The sequence below is a fragment of the Ruegeria sp. AB11 genome (genome assembly GCF_056536325.1).
Genome location: NZ_JBQFJO010000001.1, coordinates 683,751 through 699,211, shown reverse-complemented (window position 1 = coordinate 699,211; position 15,461 = coordinate 683,751). Strand labels below are relative to the sequence as shown.

General features: G+C 56.0%; 16 protein-coding genes and 1 tRNA gene. 12 read left to right on the top strand and 5 right to left on the bottom strand.

All coding sequences use genetic code 11. From position 1 onward, the window contains the following. Positions 1-59 precede the first annotated feature (59 nt). The 9 genes from ACR3EJ_RS03635 to ACR3EJ_RS03595 all read left to right on the top strand — a co-directional run bounded on the left by ACR3EJ_RS03635 (position 60) and on the right by ACR3EJ_RS03595 (position 8,953). On the top strand, positions 60-878 hold the full coding sequence (locus tag ACR3EJ_RS03635; RefSeq protein ID WP_170399285.1) for an ABC transporter ATP-binding protein: 819 nt from the start codon (positions 60-62) through the stop codon (positions 876-878). 29 nt (positions 879-907) lie between these two features. After that, a complete protein-coding gene (locus tag ACR3EJ_RS03630; protein WP_010442926.1) occupies positions 908-1,894 on the top strand; it encodes a branched-chain amino acid ABC transporter permease in 987 nt (328 codons plus the stop codon). Between the two features lie 3 nt (positions 1,895-1,897). Beyond that, positions 1,898-2,155, top strand: coding sequence for a hypothetical protein (locus ACR3EJ_RS03625; protein WP_170542606.1), 258 nt, complete (start codon positions 1,898-1,900; stop codon positions 2,153-2,155). A gap of 3 nt (positions 2,156-2,158) precedes the next feature. Continuing rightward, positions 2,159-3,235 carry a branched-chain amino acid ABC transporter permease gene (locus ACR3EJ_RS03620; protein WP_170471018.1) on the top strand — a complete coding sequence of 359 codons (1,077 nt, stop codon included), beginning with the start codon at positions 2,159-2,161 and terminating at the stop codon, positions 3,233-3,235. Between the two features lie 76 nt (positions 3,236-3,311). Next, complete coding sequence (locus ACR3EJ_RS03615) at positions 3,312-4,595, top strand: ABC transporter substrate-binding protein (RefSeq protein WP_170542608.1); 1,284 nt, start codon at positions 3,312-3,314, stop codon at positions 4,593-4,595. An 88-nt stretch (positions 4,596-4,683) separates the two neighbouring features. Continuing rightward, positions 4,684-5,517: an ABC transporter ATP-binding protein gene (locus ACR3EJ_RS03610; RefSeq protein ID WP_029622175.1), complete on the top strand. Its 834-nt coding sequence runs from the start codon at positions 4,684-4,686 to the stop codon at positions 5,515-5,517. Between the two features lie 19 nt (positions 5,518-5,536). Then, the gene (locus tag ACR3EJ_RS03605; RefSeq protein WP_170542610.1) at positions 5,537-6,754 is read left to right on the top strand and encodes an acyl-CoA synthetase family protein; all 1,218 of its coding nucleotides are present in this window, start codon (positions 5,537-5,539) and stop codon (positions 6,752-6,754) included. 105 nt (positions 6,755-6,859) lie between these two features. Further along, on the top strand, positions 6,860-8,524 hold the full coding sequence (locus ACR3EJ_RS03600) for an ABC transporter permease (RefSeq protein ID WP_480422671.1): 1,665 nt from the start codon (positions 6,860-6,862) through the stop codon (positions 8,522-8,524). 78 nt (positions 8,525-8,602) lie between these two features. After that, positions 8,603-8,953, top strand: a complete 351-nt coding sequence (locus ACR3EJ_RS03595; protein ID WP_010442919.1) for a DUF2794 domain-containing protein — start codon at positions 8,603-8,605, stop codon at positions 8,951-8,953. Here ACR3EJ_RS03595 and ACR3EJ_RS03590 read toward each other — a convergent pair. From ACR3EJ_RS03590 to ACR3EJ_RS03580, 3 genes are all read right to left on the bottom strand, one after another. Then, on the bottom strand, positions 8,950-9,687 hold the full coding sequence (locus ACR3EJ_RS03590; RefSeq protein ID WP_170542614.1) for a C40 family peptidase: 738 nt from the start codon (positions 9,685-9,687) through the stop codon (positions 8,950-8,952). The genes ACR3EJ_RS03595 and ACR3EJ_RS03590 overlap by 4 nt on opposite strands. Beyond that, positions 9,684-11,066, bottom strand: coding sequence for a leucyl aminopeptidase family protein (locus ACR3EJ_RS03585; RefSeq protein WP_480422668.1), 1,383 nt, complete (start codon positions 11,064-11,066; stop codon positions 9,684-9,686). The genes ACR3EJ_RS03590 and ACR3EJ_RS03585 overlap by 4 nt, the downstream gene beginning before the upstream one ends. Before the next feature lie 63 nt (positions 11,067-11,129). Next, positions 11,130-11,519 (bottom strand): hypothetical protein, encoded by a 390-nt coding sequence (locus tag ACR3EJ_RS03580; protein WP_170542618.1) that lies wholly within the window; start codon positions 11,517-11,519, stop codon positions 11,130-11,132. 143 nt (positions 11,520-11,662) lie between these two features. Between ACR3EJ_RS03580 and ACR3EJ_RS03575 the strand changes: the two genes are divergently transcribed. Together ACR3EJ_RS03575 and ACR3EJ_RS03570 are read left to right on the top strand one after the other, a co-directional pair. Continuing rightward, a complete protein-coding gene (locus ACR3EJ_RS03575) occupies positions 11,663-12,313 on the top strand; it encodes a carbonic anhydrase (RefSeq protein WP_170542620.1) in 651 nt (216 codons plus the stop codon). A gap of 104 nt (positions 12,314-12,417) precedes the next feature. Beyond that, a complete protein-coding gene (locus ACR3EJ_RS03570; RefSeq protein ID WP_170542622.1) occupies positions 12,418-12,948 on the top strand; it encodes an SRPBCC family protein in 531 nt (176 codons plus the stop codon). 318 nt (positions 12,949-13,266) lie between these two features. On the opposite strand, the gene ACR3EJ_RS03565 is transcribed toward ACR3EJ_RS03570, so the two are convergent. After that, positions 13,267-13,353 (bottom strand) — tRNA-Leu (locus tag ACR3EJ_RS03565). Between the two features lie 198 nt (positions 13,354-13,551). On the opposite strand from ACR3EJ_RS03565, the gene ACR3EJ_RS03560 reads away from it, so the two are divergent. Further along, positions 13,552-14,535, top strand: coding sequence for a complex I NDUFA9 subunit family protein (locus ACR3EJ_RS03560; RefSeq protein ID WP_170542624.1), 984 nt, complete (start codon positions 13,552-13,554; stop codon positions 14,533-14,535). Here the strand turns inward: ACR3EJ_RS03560 and ACR3EJ_RS03555 are convergent, their stop codons facing one another. Continuing rightward, the gene (locus ACR3EJ_RS03555) at positions 14,536-15,339 is read right to left on the bottom strand and encodes an undecaprenyl-diphosphate phosphatase (RefSeq protein ID WP_170542626.1); all 804 of its coding nucleotides are present in this window, start codon (positions 15,337-15,339) and stop codon (positions 14,536-14,538) included. Positions 15,340-15,461: the final 122 nt, after the last annotated feature.

The following is a 15,461-nucleotide window of genomic DNA, read 5'->3' as shown; positions in this document are numbered from 1 at the left end:
CGCTCGACCTGCGGTCATCACCCCGCCCGCCGTCCCGTTTTTGTGTCAGGGAGGTTCTGATGCTGGATAACTCCGAAGGATATGTCACCGAAGACGGCCGCAAGATCGGCGGTGTGGTGATGGAGATGAAGAACATCACCCTGCGCTTTGGCGGTGTGGTGGCGATCAAGGATATCTCGTTCGACATTCGCGAAGGCGAAATTCGCGCGATCATTGGACCGAACGGGGCGGGTAAGTCCTCGATGCTGAATGTGATCTCGGGCTTCTATGTCCCGCAGGAGGGCGAGGTCTGGTTCCACGGGTCCAAGCGCCCGCCGATGCGGCCCTTCGAGGTGGCGCAACAAGGCATTGCGCGGACGTTTCAAAACATTGCCCTATTCGAAGGTATGAGCGTTCTCGACAACGTGATGACCGGACGCCTTGGCTTTATGAAGACGAACATCCTGCAGCAGGCCTTATGGAAGGGTAAGGCCGAGGCGGAAGAGACCGAGAACCGGGAGGCGGTCGAGAAGATCATCGATTTCCTCGAAATTCAGCACATCCGCAAAACGCCTGTGTCTCGCTTGCCCTACGGCTTGAAGAAGCGCGTTGAATTAGCGCGAGCGCTGGCGGCGGAGCCCAAGTTGCTGCTGCTAGATGAACCGATGGCCGGGATGAATGTCGAAGAGAAAGAGGACATGAGCCGCTTTATCCTCGACGTGAATGACGAGTTTGGCACCACCATCGCCCTGATCGAGCATGACATGGGCGTGGTGATGGACCTGAGCGATCGAGTGGTCGTGATGGATTACGGCAAGAAGATCGGTGACGGCACGCCGGATGAGGTGCGCAACAATCAGGAAGTCATCGACGCCTATCTGGGGGTCAGTCATGACTGATGCTCGGGCAGAATTGGGGAGGGGCTGGCATGCCTGAACAACTCGTATTTGCGATGGAGGTCATCCTTAACGGTCTGATGGCCGGGGTGTTGTATGCGCTGGTCGCGCTGGGCTTTGTTCTGATCTACAAGGCGTCGGGGATTTTCAATTACGCGCAGGGGGTTATGGCCTTGTTCGCGGCGATGACGCTAGTCGGGATCATGAATGGGCAGGTACCTTTTGCGCATCTGATCAACGCCATCTTTGGCACGCATGTTCATTACTTTGGTTGGAACGTCCCCGCGCTGCTGGCAATCATTTTGACCATGGCGGTGATGGTGCTGCTGGCCTGGGCCGTGCAGCGGTTCGTGATGCGCCATCTGGTTGGGCAGGAACCGATCATCCTGTTCATGGCGACCATCGGCCTGGCCTATTTCCTTGAAGGCGTGGCGGACTTGATGTGGGGGTCCGAGATCAAGACGCTGGATGTGGGTCTGCCACAGGGCATCAACCTGTGGATTGATGAAACCACCTTTAACATCTTCGACTATGGCTTCTTCATCGACAATCTGGACATCGTGGCGACGATCATCGCGGCGCTGCTGGTGGCGGCCTTGGTCGCGTTCAGCCAGTACACCAAACAGGGTCGGGCGATGCGTGCGGTGGCGGATGACCATCAGGCGGCGCTGTCGGTCGGGATCTCGCTGAATTTCATCTGGGTCATGGTCTGGTCGGTGGCCGGGTTCGTGGCGCTAGTTGCAGGGATCATGTGGGGCACCAAGTCGGGCGTTCAGTTCTCACTGTCACTCATCGCACTCAAGGCGCTGCCGGTGCTGATGCTGGGCGGGTTCACCTCGATCCCCGGAGCAATCGTCGGTGGGTTGATCATCGGTGTTGGCGAAAAACTGTTCGAGTTTGCCATCGGCCCCTTAGTTGGTGGCGCGACCGAGAATTGGTTTGCCTATGTACTGGCGCTGATCTTTCTGGTGTTCCGGCCGCAAGGCCTGTTCGGCGAGAAGATCATTGAGAGAGTGTAGGGGATGACCAAGCTGATCGCCATCATCAACGTGATCGCATGGGCGGGGTTCTGGGCCTTTGGTTACATCGCTCTGACGTCCAGTGATCTAAGTGAAGGCCAGCTTGTGATCGCTGTGCTTCTGGCTTTTGCCGGGCTTGTTATGGGCGTCCTCGCCTACATGAAACTGGTGCGCGCCTCTGAGGCGACCGGATACGCCAAGGGCTCCAATCAACTGGATGCCGCAGCCCGCAATAGGGCGCAGGAAGAATGGGGAAAGTAAGATATGTTCTATCGTGAGGCCGGAGACTTCAAAACCTCCTACATAGCGGACAGCCAGACTTTCCCGATCAAGTTTGACCGGTATCGGTACTACGTCGTGTTGGCAGTGGCGTTCGGGGTCATTCCGTTCATTATCAACGACTATTGGGCCAACGCACTGCTGCTGCCCTTCCTAATCTATGCGATCGCTGCAATCGGGTTGAATATCCTCGTTGGTTATTGCGGGCAGGTCTCGCTGGGAACAGGTGGTTTCATGGCTGTGGGGGCCTATGCTTGCTACAAGCTGATGACGGCGTTTCCGGATGTCAGCATGTTCATCCATGTTCTGTTGGCAGGCGGCGTCACTGCGCTAGTGGGCGTGCTGTTTGGTCTGCCCTCTTTGCGGATCAAAGGGTTCTACCTTGCGGTGGCCACGCTGGCTGCACAGTTCTTCCTTGTATGGCTATTCAACCGGGTGCCGTGGTTCTACAACTACTCGGCCTCTGGCCAGATCAACTCGCCCGAACGGGACGTGTTTGGCATCATCATCACCGGTCCGAACGCGCCTGCCTGGGCGACCTATCTGTTTTGCCTGATCTTTTTGACCTTCAGTGCGATCATCGCGCGTAACCTGACACGCGGCACTACGGGCCGAACATGGATGGCGATCCGCGACATGGATATCGCAGCCGAGATCATCGGAGTGAACCCGCTCAAGGCAAAGCTTACCGCCTTTGCCGTCAGCTCGTTTTTCGTAGGCATTGCAGGCGCACTGTTCTTTGCTGTCTATCTGGGCGCGGTCGAAGTGGGTGAAGTGTTCGGTATTCAGAAATCATTCCTGGTGCTGTTCATGGTAATTATCGGCGGATTAGGGTCTATATTTGGGTCCTTCGCGGGGGCGGCATTTCTGGTTTTGCTGCCAGTTGTCCTAAAGCTGCTGGGTGTCGATCTGCTGGGTTGGCCCACCGATATCGTTGCGCACCTGAACCTCGTGATTGTGGGCGCTCTCATCATCATATTCCTTGTTCTTGAACCCCACGGGCTGGCGCAGCTTTGGCGCGTCGCGAAAGAGAAACTCAGACTCTGGCCGTTCCCGCACTAGTGGGCAGGCCCAATGAAAAGACGGGCGGCTGAAGCCCGAAACCCAACATCGGATCAACTAAGGGAGGAGACACCCGATGAAAAAGAAAATGGCTACCCTGGCGCTGGGCGCGCTGATGGCAGCAGGACCTGCGCTCGCAGATCTTGTGATCCCATCGCTCAGCTATCGTACGGGCCCATACGCTGCAGGCGGTATTCCGTTTGCTGATGGCTATGCTGACTATTTCACCCTGCTCAATGAACGAGACGGGGGTATTGGCGGTGTTCCTGTCAACGTGATCGAATGTGAGACCGGCTATAACACCGAAAAAGGTGTGGAGTGCTATGAATCAACCAAAGGCGAAGGGGCGCTGATTTATCAGCCTTTGTCGACCGGTATTACATATCAGTTGATCCCCAAAGTAACGGCGGATGACATCCCTTTGCATACAATGGGTTATGGCCGGACTTCGGCTCGCAACGGCAAGGTGTTCAGCCACGTCTTCAACTATCCCGCGAATTACTGGGACGGTGCCTCGGGCGCGATCAACTACCTGCTCGACGAAAATGGAGGCGATCTGAACGGCAAAAAAATCGCTCTGGTCTATCACAATTCAGCCTATGGCAAGGAACCGATCAGAACGTTGGAAGAGCTGTCGAAAAAGCACGGCTTCGAACTGTCGTTGCTGCCGGTCGACCATCCTGGACAAGAGCAAAAATCCCAGTGGCTGCAGATCCGTCGTGAAAAGCCAGACTTTGTCCTGATGTGGGGCTGGGGCGTAATGAACCAGGTCGCCATTCAGGAGGCTGCCAATATCCGCTTCCCGATGGAGAACTTCATCGGCGTTTGGTGGTCGGGCGCGCAGCATGACGTACTGCCTGCTGGCGACAAGGCGAACGGTTACAAGGCCGTAACCTTCCATGCCGTTGGTGATGACTTCCCTGTATTTGACGACATCAGGACGCATGTCGTGGATGCCGGAAAGGCCGCAGGCGCGGGCGATCAGGTTGGTACCGTTCTGTACAACCGTGGCCTCTACTCAGCGATGCTCGCCGCCGAAGCGATCAAGGACGCGCAGGAAGCAAATGGAACCGGGGATGTCACACCGGGTATGGTTCGGGACGCGATGGAGCAGCTGAACATCACCGAAGAGCGCATGGCCTCTCTGGGTATGCCGAACTTTGGTCCGACCTTCCAGGTATCGTGCGATAACCATGGCGGGCCTGGCTTGATCGGCGTCTCTCAGTGGGATGCAGGTACACAAACATGGAACCTGATCTCGGACTTCAAGCCAACCGATGGTGAGGTGATCGGTGCGCTGGTTGAAGAAGACTCGAGCGCATATGCAGCCGAAAACAACGTCGAAACGCGCTGCAACTAAGGCCTGCTTCGACCATAAACTTAGGGGCGGCGGTAAGCTGCCGCCCCGATTAAACGGTCCCACGGGGCAGGCATGAGGATATGCGCTGATGCTGGATGCTGCACAAACCACTGATGTACAAGCCGAAACATTGCTTGAAGTCAACAATATCGAGGTGATCTATAATCATGTGATCCTCGTGCTGAAAGGCGTTAGCCTGACTGTGCCGAAAGGCGGTATTACTGCCCTATTGGGCGGAAACGGCGCGGGTAAGACCACGACACTTAAGGCGGTGTCGAACCTTCTGCATTCCGAACGGGGCGAGGTTACCAAAGGCTCTATCAAATATCGCGGGACCAGCGTGCATGAAAGTGATCCGGCTGTTCTGGTTGAAAAGGGCGTGATCCAGGTAATGGAAGGCCGCCATTGTTTTGAACATCTGACTGTCGAAGAAAACCTTCTGACCGGCGCCTATACACGCAAAGACGGCTCGGCTGCCATCCAGCAGGATCTGGAACTGGTTTACAATTACTTTCCACGTTTGAAGGAACGCCGCCGGTCGCAGGCCGGATATACTTCGGGCGGCGAACAGCAAATGGTGGCGATGGGCCGGGCGCTGATGTCGCGCCCCGAGACGATCCTGTTGGATGAACCCTCGATGGGTTTGGCCCCGCAGTTGGTCGAAGAGATTTTCGGCATTGTAAAAGACCTGAACGAGAAGGAAGGCGTGTCCTTTCTGTTGGCCGAACAGAACACAAATGTGGCTCTAAGGTTTGCCCATTACGGCTATATTCTGGAATCGGGTCGCGTTGTGATGGATGGACCTGCTGCCGAATTGCGCGAGAATCCTGACGTTAAGGAGTTTTATCTCGGCATGTCAGACGAGGGCCGAAAGAGCTTTCGCGACGTGCGCTCATACCGCCGTCGCAAGAGATGGCTGTAAGCGGGCAGAGGATATTTCGATGACCTATTTCGATAAGCTTGAAACCCGATCAGCCGATGAACGCGCAGCGGATCATGCGCGCGCCTTGCCTGAACAGATCAACCGCGCGCAGGCAGCACCCGGATACAAGGATATCCTTTCTGATGTGCAGTCAGACGCAGTGACTGATATGCAGGAGCTGGCGCAATTGCCGGTGCTGCGGAAATCTGACCTGACCAAGGCACAGGCTGGGCGGCCACCATTTGGTGGGTTTACAGTGAAACCTGTGCGGAACTTCCAGCATGTGTTCCAGTCACCGGGCCCAATTTATGAGCCGGGCAGCACCGATCACGACTGGTGGCGCATGGGCCGCTTTCTGAATGCAGCAGGCGTGGGCCCGGGCGATATCGTGCAGAATTGTTTCGGATACCACCTGACCCCTGCAGGTATGATTTTCGAAAGCGGTGCCCAGGCTGTGGGCGCGTCGGTTCTGCCAGCCGGTACTGGGCAGACTGAACTGCAGGTAACCGCTGCGCGCGATGTGGGTTGCACGGCCTATGCCGGAACCCCGGATTATCTCAAGATCATCCTCGAAAAGGCTGACGCGATGGGTGTTGCTCTGCAGTTTTCGAAGGCGGTCGTGGGCGGGGGTGCGTTGTTTCCTTCCTTGCGTCAAGAGTACGCGGATCGGGGCATAGCTTGCCTGCAATGTTATGCTACAGCGGATCTGGGCAATATCGCCTATGAAAGCCCGGCCATGGAAGGGATGATTATCGACGAACACGTCATCGTCGAGATTGTCACGCCGGGCACTGGCACACCCGTTGCCCCAGGTGAGGTTGGTGAAGTCGTCGTAACAACTCTCAACCCCGACTATCCTCTGATCCGGTTCGCCACAGGCGATCTGTCGGCTATCATGCCCGGAACCTCTCCGTGTGGGCGCACCAATATGCGCATCAAAGGCTGGATGGGGCGCGCTGATCAAACCACCAAAATCAAGGGTATGTTTGTGCGTCCCGAACAGGTGGCCGCACTGGTGGATAAGCATGACGAGATCGTCAAAGCCCGCGTTATCGCAGCCCGTCAGGGCGAGATGGACACGATGACCGTACAGATTGAAAGTCCCTGCGAGAATGACGGTGCCTATGCCAAATCGGTTGTCGAGGTGCTGAAACTCAAAGGCGCGATTGAGGTCGTTGCCCCCGGTTCATTGCCCAAGGATGGGTTGGTGATCGAGGACCAGCGCGTCTACGAGTAAGGGTCTGCGGCAGTATGTGCCGCAGATTTGTTTCCCGTCACACTGGTGTTTCTTAGCAATTTGGTCGATTAAAGACGGAACCTTCGGGATTCTCAGTCAGGCATCATGGCCGAAATCGAATATTCAGAACACGGAACACGCAATCGCGGCGCGTTGGGCACGCGTTTCGTGGGAGCTATCGCCTGTATTGTAGCAGCAGCTTGTCTGTTGCCGATGGTGGCCGTGGTTCTGGCAGCGGTGACCGGCGGAACGGACACCGTTTCACACTTGTTAGAGACTGTACTACCCAGTTATGTTCTGACAACGATCATCCTTGTTGCGCTGGTTGCAGCGGGAACATTTTCAATCGGGGTTGGGGCGGCCTGGCTGGTCACCATGACCCGTTTCCCGGGGGTGAGATTTCTCGAAATTGCATTGGTGCTGCCGTTGGCCTTCCCGGCCTACGTTCTGGCCTATGCCTATACCTTCATCCTTGACCACCCTGGTATCGTGCAATCCACACTGCGCGAAGTGACGGGCTGGGGGCCGCGCGACTATTGGTTCCCCGAAATTCGTTCGACCGAGGGCGCGGCGGTGATGTTGATCCTTGTGCTCTATCCTTATGTCTATCTGCTGGCACGGGCCGCGTTTTTGCAGCAAAGTGCCACCGCCTTTTTGGCCGCCCGCGCCTTGGGGAACGGACCCTGGCCCGCCTTCTGGCGAGTTTCCCTACCTATGGCACGTCCCGCCATTGCGGGGGGAGTGCTGTTGGCTGTGATGGAGACCATCGCCGATTTTGGAACCGTCGCCTATTTCGGTGTCCAGACATTTGCCACCGGGATCTACACAAGCTGGTTTTCCATGGCCGACCGTGCCGCTGCAGCTCAGCTTGCTTTGTGCCTTTTGGGATTTGCACTCGTGATGGCTATGGCTGAACGGACACAGCGTGGTAAGGCCAAATACTACCAAACCGGCAAACAACATGCTGCCCAACCTGCCGCGAATCTGAAGGGCACAAGGGCGTTTGCCGCTTTTTTGCTCTGCGCAATTCCGGTTCTGTTCGGATTTCTTCTGCCTGTTGTGATCCTGGTGCAGATGGGTCTGGAATCCGAACAAAACCTTCTGTCACGCAGATATGTTGGGTTCATTCAAAATTCGCTAACGCTGGCCGGAACTGCAGCCGTAATCACTGTTTGCGCCGCCATCTCGGTCGGGTTCTATCAGCGCCTCAGACCCGGGCGTGGTTCTGCCACGGCGGCTTATCTGGCGCGGCTGGGTTATGCGGTGCCCGGTGGAGTGATCGCTGTCGGGCTGATCGTACCCTTTGCCGGGCTAGACAATGCGCTGGATGCCTGGATGCGTAAAACCTTTGATGTTTCAACGGGACTGCTGGTTACAGGTTCGATCTGGTTGCTGGTCGCGGCCTATATGGTGCGCTTCCTTGCCGCTGCGCTCAGCGCATATGAAGGTGGCCAAAGTACAGTGCACTCGAATATGGACGCTGCCGCGCGATCGCTGGGGCAGACACCGCTGGGCACATTGCGCCGGGTGCATTTGCCGATCCTGACCCCTTCGCTATTAACGGCGTTGCTGATCGTCTTTGTCGATGTCATGAAAGAATTGCCCGCAACTCTTATCATGCGGCCCTTTAACTTCGACACATTGGCGGTACAGGCTTACCGGCTGGCGTCGGACGAGCGGTTGGAAGGTGCAGCGGTGCCGTCACTGGTTATCCTCGCAGTGGGGCTGTTGCCAGTGATCCTGATTTGTCGTCAGGTTGGACGCAGGTAGCACACGGTCGGTTCTAAAAATTCGTGTCGCGATTGCACTGGGCTTGATTCAATGACGATTTCCGGCAAGGCTTGTTTTATGAACATGCAGCCTCCCAGCCGGTTCGGGTCCGGCTCTGCCCAGATGCCGGTCGCGTTTGACCGGCGTGAGATGTCTCAAATCCTGTCTGTCTATGGCCGAATGGTCGCCGCCGGTGAATGGCGTGACTACGGAATTTCCAATTTACGCGAGACAGCCGTGTTTTCAATTTTCAGGCGAACTGCCGAACATCCGATTTACCGGGTGGAAAAACACCCCCGCCTGCGAATGCGGCAAGGTATGTATTCGGTGGTGGGTATGGATGGGCGCATTCTGAAACGTGGGCACGATCTGCGCTCTGTTTTGAGAGTTCTGGAACGCAAATTGATCCGGGCGGTTGACTCTGATTAGAGCCTTTTATGCGCCGTAACTGGCCCATCGCCTTGCGCTGCAATTCGGGCAATCGCCTGATCCATAGGCTCAAGCGCGACAGCCATGTGATAGGCATTGGCGTGGAGCAGCAAATTCCCAGCCGCCACCCAGGCCACATGGCCCTTCCAGAATAGCAGATCACCGCGTCGCGCAGATTCCCCTGCAGGCACAAGTTCTCCGACTTCACGTTCCTGATCGCCGCTGTCTCCGGGACAGGGGATGCCGCAGGCCAGCAGGGCAGCCTGTACCAAACCCGAGCAATCCAGTCCGAACCGGCTATTGCCTCCCCATAGATATGGTGTACCAAGAAACAGTTCTGCAGCGGCAACAGGATCGGCGAGCTGAGAGTAGGCAGGGACAGCGTGGACCGCTGGAATAAAGCCCAGTGCGGTCTCCATAAATCTGTCTTCCTCCGACAAAACGCGAATTCTGCTGCCGAAACTTAATGAGGTTAGGTCGCGGCTTTTAATGTCAGGCTTCTCGTATGCGTGGGTCGAGCCCGCAACGATCCAGTGAGTCTGGGGCTCAATTGGGCCCAACCGATCGGTGGGCAGCCATCCCTCATAACCATCCTTGCTAGCTTTGATCTTGCTCCAGCCATCAAGCTCTTCTTCGATGGTCACAGAGTCACCGAACAGCAATTGCCGGTCGCGCGAGCCATCAGGTTGACGTAGCAAATCGACGACGGGACGGATAATACGCGCTTGGGTCATAGGCCAAGAAGCTCCGGAAGGGCCGCCAGAAGGGCACGTGGCCCTTGAGCCAACCCGCCCTTGCTGCGGCCGGGTTCCTTGCTACGTTGCCAGGAATAGATGTCAAAATGCATGTAGCGGCTGCGGTTAGCAAACCGGCGCAGGAATAGCGCTGCGGTGATTGACCCCGCAAACCCACCGGACGGCGCATTGTCGAGGTCGGCGATGCCAGGCTCAATCATCGCTTCGTAGGGCTCATGGAATGGCATGCGCCAGACCGGATCTGCGACAGTTTCTGCTGCCCGTGCCAGCGTTTCGGCTGCCTTGTTGTCATCGGTATAATACGGTGCCAAATCGGGCCCTAACGCTACCCTTGCTGCACCGGTTAACGTGGCCATCGATATCAGCAGATTGGGCGCGTCCTCATGTGCCAGCGCCAGCGCATCGGCCAGAACCAACCGTCCTTCGGCATCGGTGTTGTTGATTTCTACGGTCATTCCATTTCGCGCAGTTAAAATATCACCGGGACGGAAAGAGTTGCCCGCAACCGAGTTCTCTACAGCTGGGATCAATACCCTCAGCTGCAACTCTAACCCGAGCGACATGATCATACGGGCCAAACCCAGCACATTGGCTGCTCCACCCATATCTTTCTTCATCAACCCCATCGAGGCACCTGGTTTCAGGTTCAGCCCTCCGGTATCGAAACAAACCCCTTTGCCAACCAATGTCAGTTTCGGGCCGCTGTCACCCCAATTCATCTCCAGTAGCCGAGGCGCCTGTTCCGCTGCGCGTCCGACCGCGTGGATCATTGGAAGGTTCTGGTCCAACAGCGCCTCGCCACTGATGACCGATACATCTGCATCGAACTCCTGCGCCAGGTCCTCAATGGCTTGCTGCAATTGCTTAGGGCCCATATCCGCAGCGGGAGTGTTGACCAAATTCCGTATTAAGGCCTCGGCATTTGCCATGATCTCGATCCGTTTGGCATCCACACCTTCGGGTGCAACCAACGCAGCATTTGCAGCGCTTTGCGCGGCGTAGCGATCAAACGCGTACCCGGTCATCAGCCAGCCAAAGCATTCTGCTTCAAGCACGTTCGCCGGGATGCCCGAGGCTATGCGATAGGTTCCTTTTGGTAACGATTCCGCCGCTGCGGCCAAGGGAAACCGTTTGCGCACTCGTTTTGCCGCGCTGCCATATCCCGCAAGGGCAAATTCAGGCTTACCATCTGGGCCGGGTATCAAAACCGTCTGACCAAGTGCGGCAGAAAAACCATCCGCCGAAACCCATGAGTGCACGTGATCCGGCTGATTTTCCAGCCAGCCCGCCAATTCGGATTGCTGCAGAACATATAGCGGCAGAGACGGGTCAGTAGCGGGGGCAAAGGACAGGGTCATGCGGGCCTCGGCTGGTTGAAGTTCCGCACAGACTATCTGTCTCCGGCGTCCCCGCAACCCCTCTCAGACCGATAGATCCTGCTGATCCCAGATGGCGGTCAGCGAACGCTCGCCAACCCGGATCAGACGGCATAGCGTGGCGCCGGTAGCTACAGCATCGCCGGCATCAACCGAATGCACGACGTCACCCGCGACACGGGCCAACGCTGTCATGCCGATCTGTTCGGATATGGCCACCAATGATTTGGCGCATTTGCGCAGCCCAGTCCAATCGCGTTTCCGCCAGAACCTTTCGCAATTGGACAGGCGCAGAGCGAGTTCTTCAACTGTTCTGCACAGCACATCCATCGCATTGCTGTCACCAAGTTGATGATACAGGCTGTTCAGGCGGTCCGGGTCCAGACGCACGGATTCTTTCTGTTCAAGCGTGATAATCTTGTCCACCACATTCACCCCAGTTGATATGCCCCCACGGCACGCTACAATTCTGCTTTGAAATACCTTTGCAATTCCTTGCGGAGCAGCGGGATAATGTCTCGAATTTTGTGAGAATTCAGGGTACAGAGCGATCCAGTCAAAACAACAGGGGCATCAGAATGAAATTTGCCAAACCTTTGCCGACCTATCTGGTGAAACGGTATCACGGCTGGAAGGCGACCACCTATTCCGAGAATCAGGTCTGGTATCGGCGATTGGCGACGGAGGGACAGCGCCCGCGCGCAATGGTCATTTCGTGCTGCGACAGCCGGGTGCATGTGACCTCGATCTTCGGTGCCGATCAGGGTGAGTTTTTCATTCACCGTAACATCGCCAACCTGGTGCCACCTTACGCACCGGACGGGGATCACCACGGCACCAGCGCGGCCATTGAATATGCGGTAACGGCGCTGAAGGTCGCGCATCTGATAGTTCTGGGTCATTCTCAATGTGGCGGCGTGCAGGGCTGTATCGACATGTGCAAGGGGCAGGCTCCGCAACTTGAGGCGAAAGACAGCTTCGTCGGACGTTGGATGGATATCCTCAAGCCTAAATACGATCTGGTTGCCGATGTCGAAGACAGCACCGAACAAGCCCGGCAATTCGAGCGTCAGGCCGTGGTCGCCTCGCTGGAAAACCTGATGACCTTCCCTTTTGTATCTTCCGCCGTCGAAGAAGGCTCACTCAGCCTGCATGGGCTCTGGACCGATATCGGAGAAGGCGGGTTGCAGAGTTATGATCCGCAGGAAAAGAAATTCGTCGTGGTATAGGCACGTCATTCATTGCTTGACGTTAAACAGCGCAGATCAGCCCTCTGATTCTGCGCTGTTTTTTGATATAGTCCATCCAGTTCAATTGGATTCGGACCATTTCTATGAGATTGATTAAACGTATCCTCGTCGCCTTTCTTCTTATCATTCTGGCACTGGTTGGGGTGTCCTACCTGCTGCCAGGTAAAGCCGAGGTGTCGCGCAGCATCACGATCGACGCCCCGGCCGCCAAAATATTCCCCTATGTTAATTCGATGCAGGAGACCGAGAAATGGTCGCCGTGGCTGTCGCGTGATCCCGAAACCAAGCTCAGCTACAGTGGCCCGGATGCTGGGGTTGGCAATACGTTGAACTGGAGCTCAGATAATCCGCAGGTGGGCACTGGATCACAGGAAATCATCGAAAGCACCCCCGATCAGTCCGTCAGAACCGCCCTCGACTTTGGCCCGATGGGGACTGCAACGGCAACATTCGCATTGCAATCCGAAGGTGCAGGCACACAAGTGACCTGGGGTTTCGTGTCTGAGCTGGGAATGAATCCTATGTCCCGCTGGATGGGCCTGATGATGGATAACTGGGTCGGTGGCGATTATGAGCGCGGGCTTGAGAACCTTAAGGCGCTGGTCGAGGGATAGCGCCAAATCGAGACGTTGATTTGGGCTCGCGAATGTCTCCTGAATTCAGGGGCATTTTGGCATAAATACCCTTGGATTCATTGTGTTACCTGCAATCAGAGCTTCGACAATGACCAAGCAACTTTGAAAAGGTTGAGATGACAACCGGCTGCTCAACCGACTCGCTCACAATGCGGGTTCGTCTCAAAACGGGGAACGAGCATATTTACAGATGCCCGGCATTGGCTTCAGTCGTGACTTTTATTCGGGAGAGCACCTGAATAATGATCAAAACCTCAATCAAATTGAGTGTTTGTGAACATCCATGTGGGAAAGATTTGGTGCCCAGGAGAGGACTCGAACCTCCACGTCCATACGGACACTAGCACCTGAAGCTAGCGCGTCTACCAATTCCGCCACCTGGGCAGGTGTCGTGGAGGGGCGTTTAAGCCGACTGGCGGTAGGCGTCAACCGGATTCGGGGCGTTTTTTGAAAGTTTTTTAGTGTCCCGCCCTGACGGGGATACACGCATTGGATTTTCGCGGATGCGCGGCGTTATTGCGCCTTGTCCGTCGGGCGGTTGGGCGGTAGATCAGATCAGAACCAGACAGCAGGAGCGCCATCATGTCCAAACTGGTCACGATTTTCGGTGGATCGGGCTTTGTCGGCCGATATATCGCTCGGCGCATGGCAGCCGAAGGCTGGCGTGTTCGTGTCGCTGTGCGGCGACCCAATGAGGCGATGTTTGTGCGGACGTATGGCGCGGTCGGGCAAGTTGAGCCCATACTGTGCAATATCCGCGACGATGCTTCGGTTGCTTCGGCGATGCATGGTGTCGATGCTGTGGTGAACTGCGTCGGTGTCCTGAATGAGCTGGGCAAAAATGCGTTTGACGCGGTGCAGGCCGACGGGGCCGAACGGATCGCCCGTCTGGCTGCGTTGAACGATGTCGATCATATGGTTCATATCTCAGCCATCGGCGCCGATCTGGATTCTGATAGCGAATACGCACGCACCAAAGCCCAGGGTGAGGCGAATGTTCTGCAACACATGCCGGGGGCTGTTATTCTGCGCCCTTCGATAATCTTCGGGACCGAGGATCAGTTCTTTAACCGATTTGCAGGAATGACGCGCATGAGCCCATTCCTGCCTCTTGTCGGAGCCGACACCAAGTTTCAGCCGGTCTATGTGGATGATGTTGCGCAGGCCGCTGTTCAGGGTGTTTTGGGCAAGGCCTCTGCAGGGGTTTATGAGCTTGGCGGTCCTGAGGTTAAGAGCTTTCGTGGATTGATGCAGCAGATGCTCGAAGTGATCCATCGTCGTCGGATCATCATAGGTATGCCGTTCCTCGCTGCCAAAATCATGGCGGGCGTACTGGATATCGTAAAGTTTGTTAGTTTTCAGTTGTTCCCAAACAATATCCTAACCCGCGACCAGGTTAGAAACCTGCGGCGCGATAACGTCGTGGCAGAAGATGCCAAGGGGTTTGTGGATCTTGGGATTGAGCCCGCAACACTGGATTCGATATTGCCGGAATATCTCTGGAAATTCCGCCCATCGGGTCAATATGACGATATTCAGAACTCAGCCAAGAATCTGCGTATCTGATCAGGAATAGGCGATAACTAACAGGATCGCCCCAAGGATCACGCGATAGATTACATAAGGTGTGAAACTGACGCTGCGCAACAGGCGCATCATCAGGCTCAACGCCAGCAGTGCGGCAACAAATGCAAACGCTGCCGCGATGACTCCGTCCTTCGCCAAATCCCAGTTAGCATCCTGGATGACGTCAACTGACAAAAGAGCTCCCGAAGCTAATATTGTTGGAATAGACATCAGCATCGCAATCCGGGCCCCATCTTCCCGTGTATACCCGAGTTGTCGCGCACCGGTGATGGTAATCCCAGACCGTGAGGTCCCCGGGACCAGCGCCAGCACCTGCCATAGCCCCATTATCAAGGCATCTCTTATGCCCCAATCTGAGGCATGTTTGGTTTGCGCGCCTTTCTGATCCATCCAGTACAGCAGCAATCCGAATCCCAGCATCGTCCAGCCGATGACCGCGATTGAGCGCAGGGATTGCTGAAGCCCTGACAGGTACAGAATCGCGCCGACAATTACGGTTGGAATGGTGGCTACGATTAATCCGAAGGCCAGCTGTGCCCTGGGAGTATCAAGTCGCCCGGTCAAAACTTCTGGCAGACCGGCCAACGCCTGCTTCACATCTGACCAGAAATACAGAATCACGGCACCAAGCGTGCCCAGATGAACAGCGACATCGATCGCCAGGCCTTGGTCACTTGCGCCGGACAGGCCCGGAAGCAGGATCAGATGGCCCGAGGATGAGACCGGCAAGAACTCGGTGACGCCTTGGATAATCGCCACAAGAATCAAGTGAAAAAGACTCATCTGTTCTGCCGGTGTTGTGGTCTGTTTGTTGTGATCAATGGGTATAAGCGTGCTGCGAGAAAGGAAAGCTTATAGATAGGTCCGAATCGGTACTATTTTCTGGACCAAATTTCGCCCCAACA

Coding starts and splice junctions, on each gene's coding strand:
- ACR3EJ_RS03635 (WP_170399285.1), top strand. CDS start 60: ATGCTGGATAACTCCGAAGGATATGTCACCGAAGACGGCCGCAAGATC.
- ACR3EJ_RS03630 (WP_010442926.1), top strand. CDS start 908: ATGCCTGAACAACTCGTATTTGCGATGGAGGTCATCCTTAACGGTCTG.
- ACR3EJ_RS03625 (WP_170542606.1), top strand. CDS start 1,898: ATGACCAAGCTGATCGCCATCATCAACGTGATCGCATGGGCGGGGTTC.
- ACR3EJ_RS03620 (WP_170471018.1), top strand. CDS start 2,159: ATGTTCTATCGTGAGGCCGGAGACTTCAAAACCTCCTACATAGCGGAC.
- ACR3EJ_RS03615 (WP_170542608.1), top strand. CDS start 3,312: ATGAAAAAGAAAATGGCTACCCTGGCGCTGGGCGCGCTGATGGCAGCA.
- ACR3EJ_RS03610 (WP_029622175.1), top strand. CDS start 4,684: ATGCTGGATGCTGCACAAACCACTGATGTACAAGCCGAAACATTGCTT.
- ACR3EJ_RS03605 (WP_170542610.1), top strand. CDS start 5,537: ATGACCTATTTCGATAAGCTTGAAACCCGATCAGCCGATGAACGCGCA.
- ACR3EJ_RS03600 (WP_480422671.1), top strand. CDS start 6,860: ATGGCCGAAATCGAATATTCAGAACACGGAACACGCAATCGCGGCGCG.
- ACR3EJ_RS03595 (WP_010442919.1), top strand. CDS start 8,603: ATGAACATGCAGCCTCCCAGCCGGTTCGGGTCCGGCTCTGCCCAGATG.
- ACR3EJ_RS03590 (WP_170542614.1), bottom strand. CDS start 9,687: ATGACCCAAGCGCGTATTATCCGTCCCGTCGTCGATTTGCTACGTCAA.
- ACR3EJ_RS03585 (WP_480422668.1), bottom strand. CDS start 11,066: ATGACCCTGTCCTTTGCCCCCGCTACTGACCCGTCTCTGCCGCTATAT.
- ACR3EJ_RS03575 (WP_170542620.1), top strand. CDS start 11,663: ATGAAATTTGCCAAACCTTTGCCGACCTATCTGGTGAAACGGTATCAC.
- ACR3EJ_RS03570 (WP_170542622.1), top strand. CDS start 12,418: ATGAGATTGATTAAACGTATCCTCGTCGCCTTTCTTCTTATCATTCTG.
- ACR3EJ_RS03560 (WP_170542624.1), top strand. CDS start 13,552: ATGTCCAAACTGGTCACGATTTTCGGTGGATCGGGCTTTGTCGGCCGA.
- ACR3EJ_RS03555 (WP_170542626.1), bottom strand. CDS start 15,339: ATGAGTCTTTTTCACTTGATTCTTGTGGCGATTATCCAAGGCGTCACC.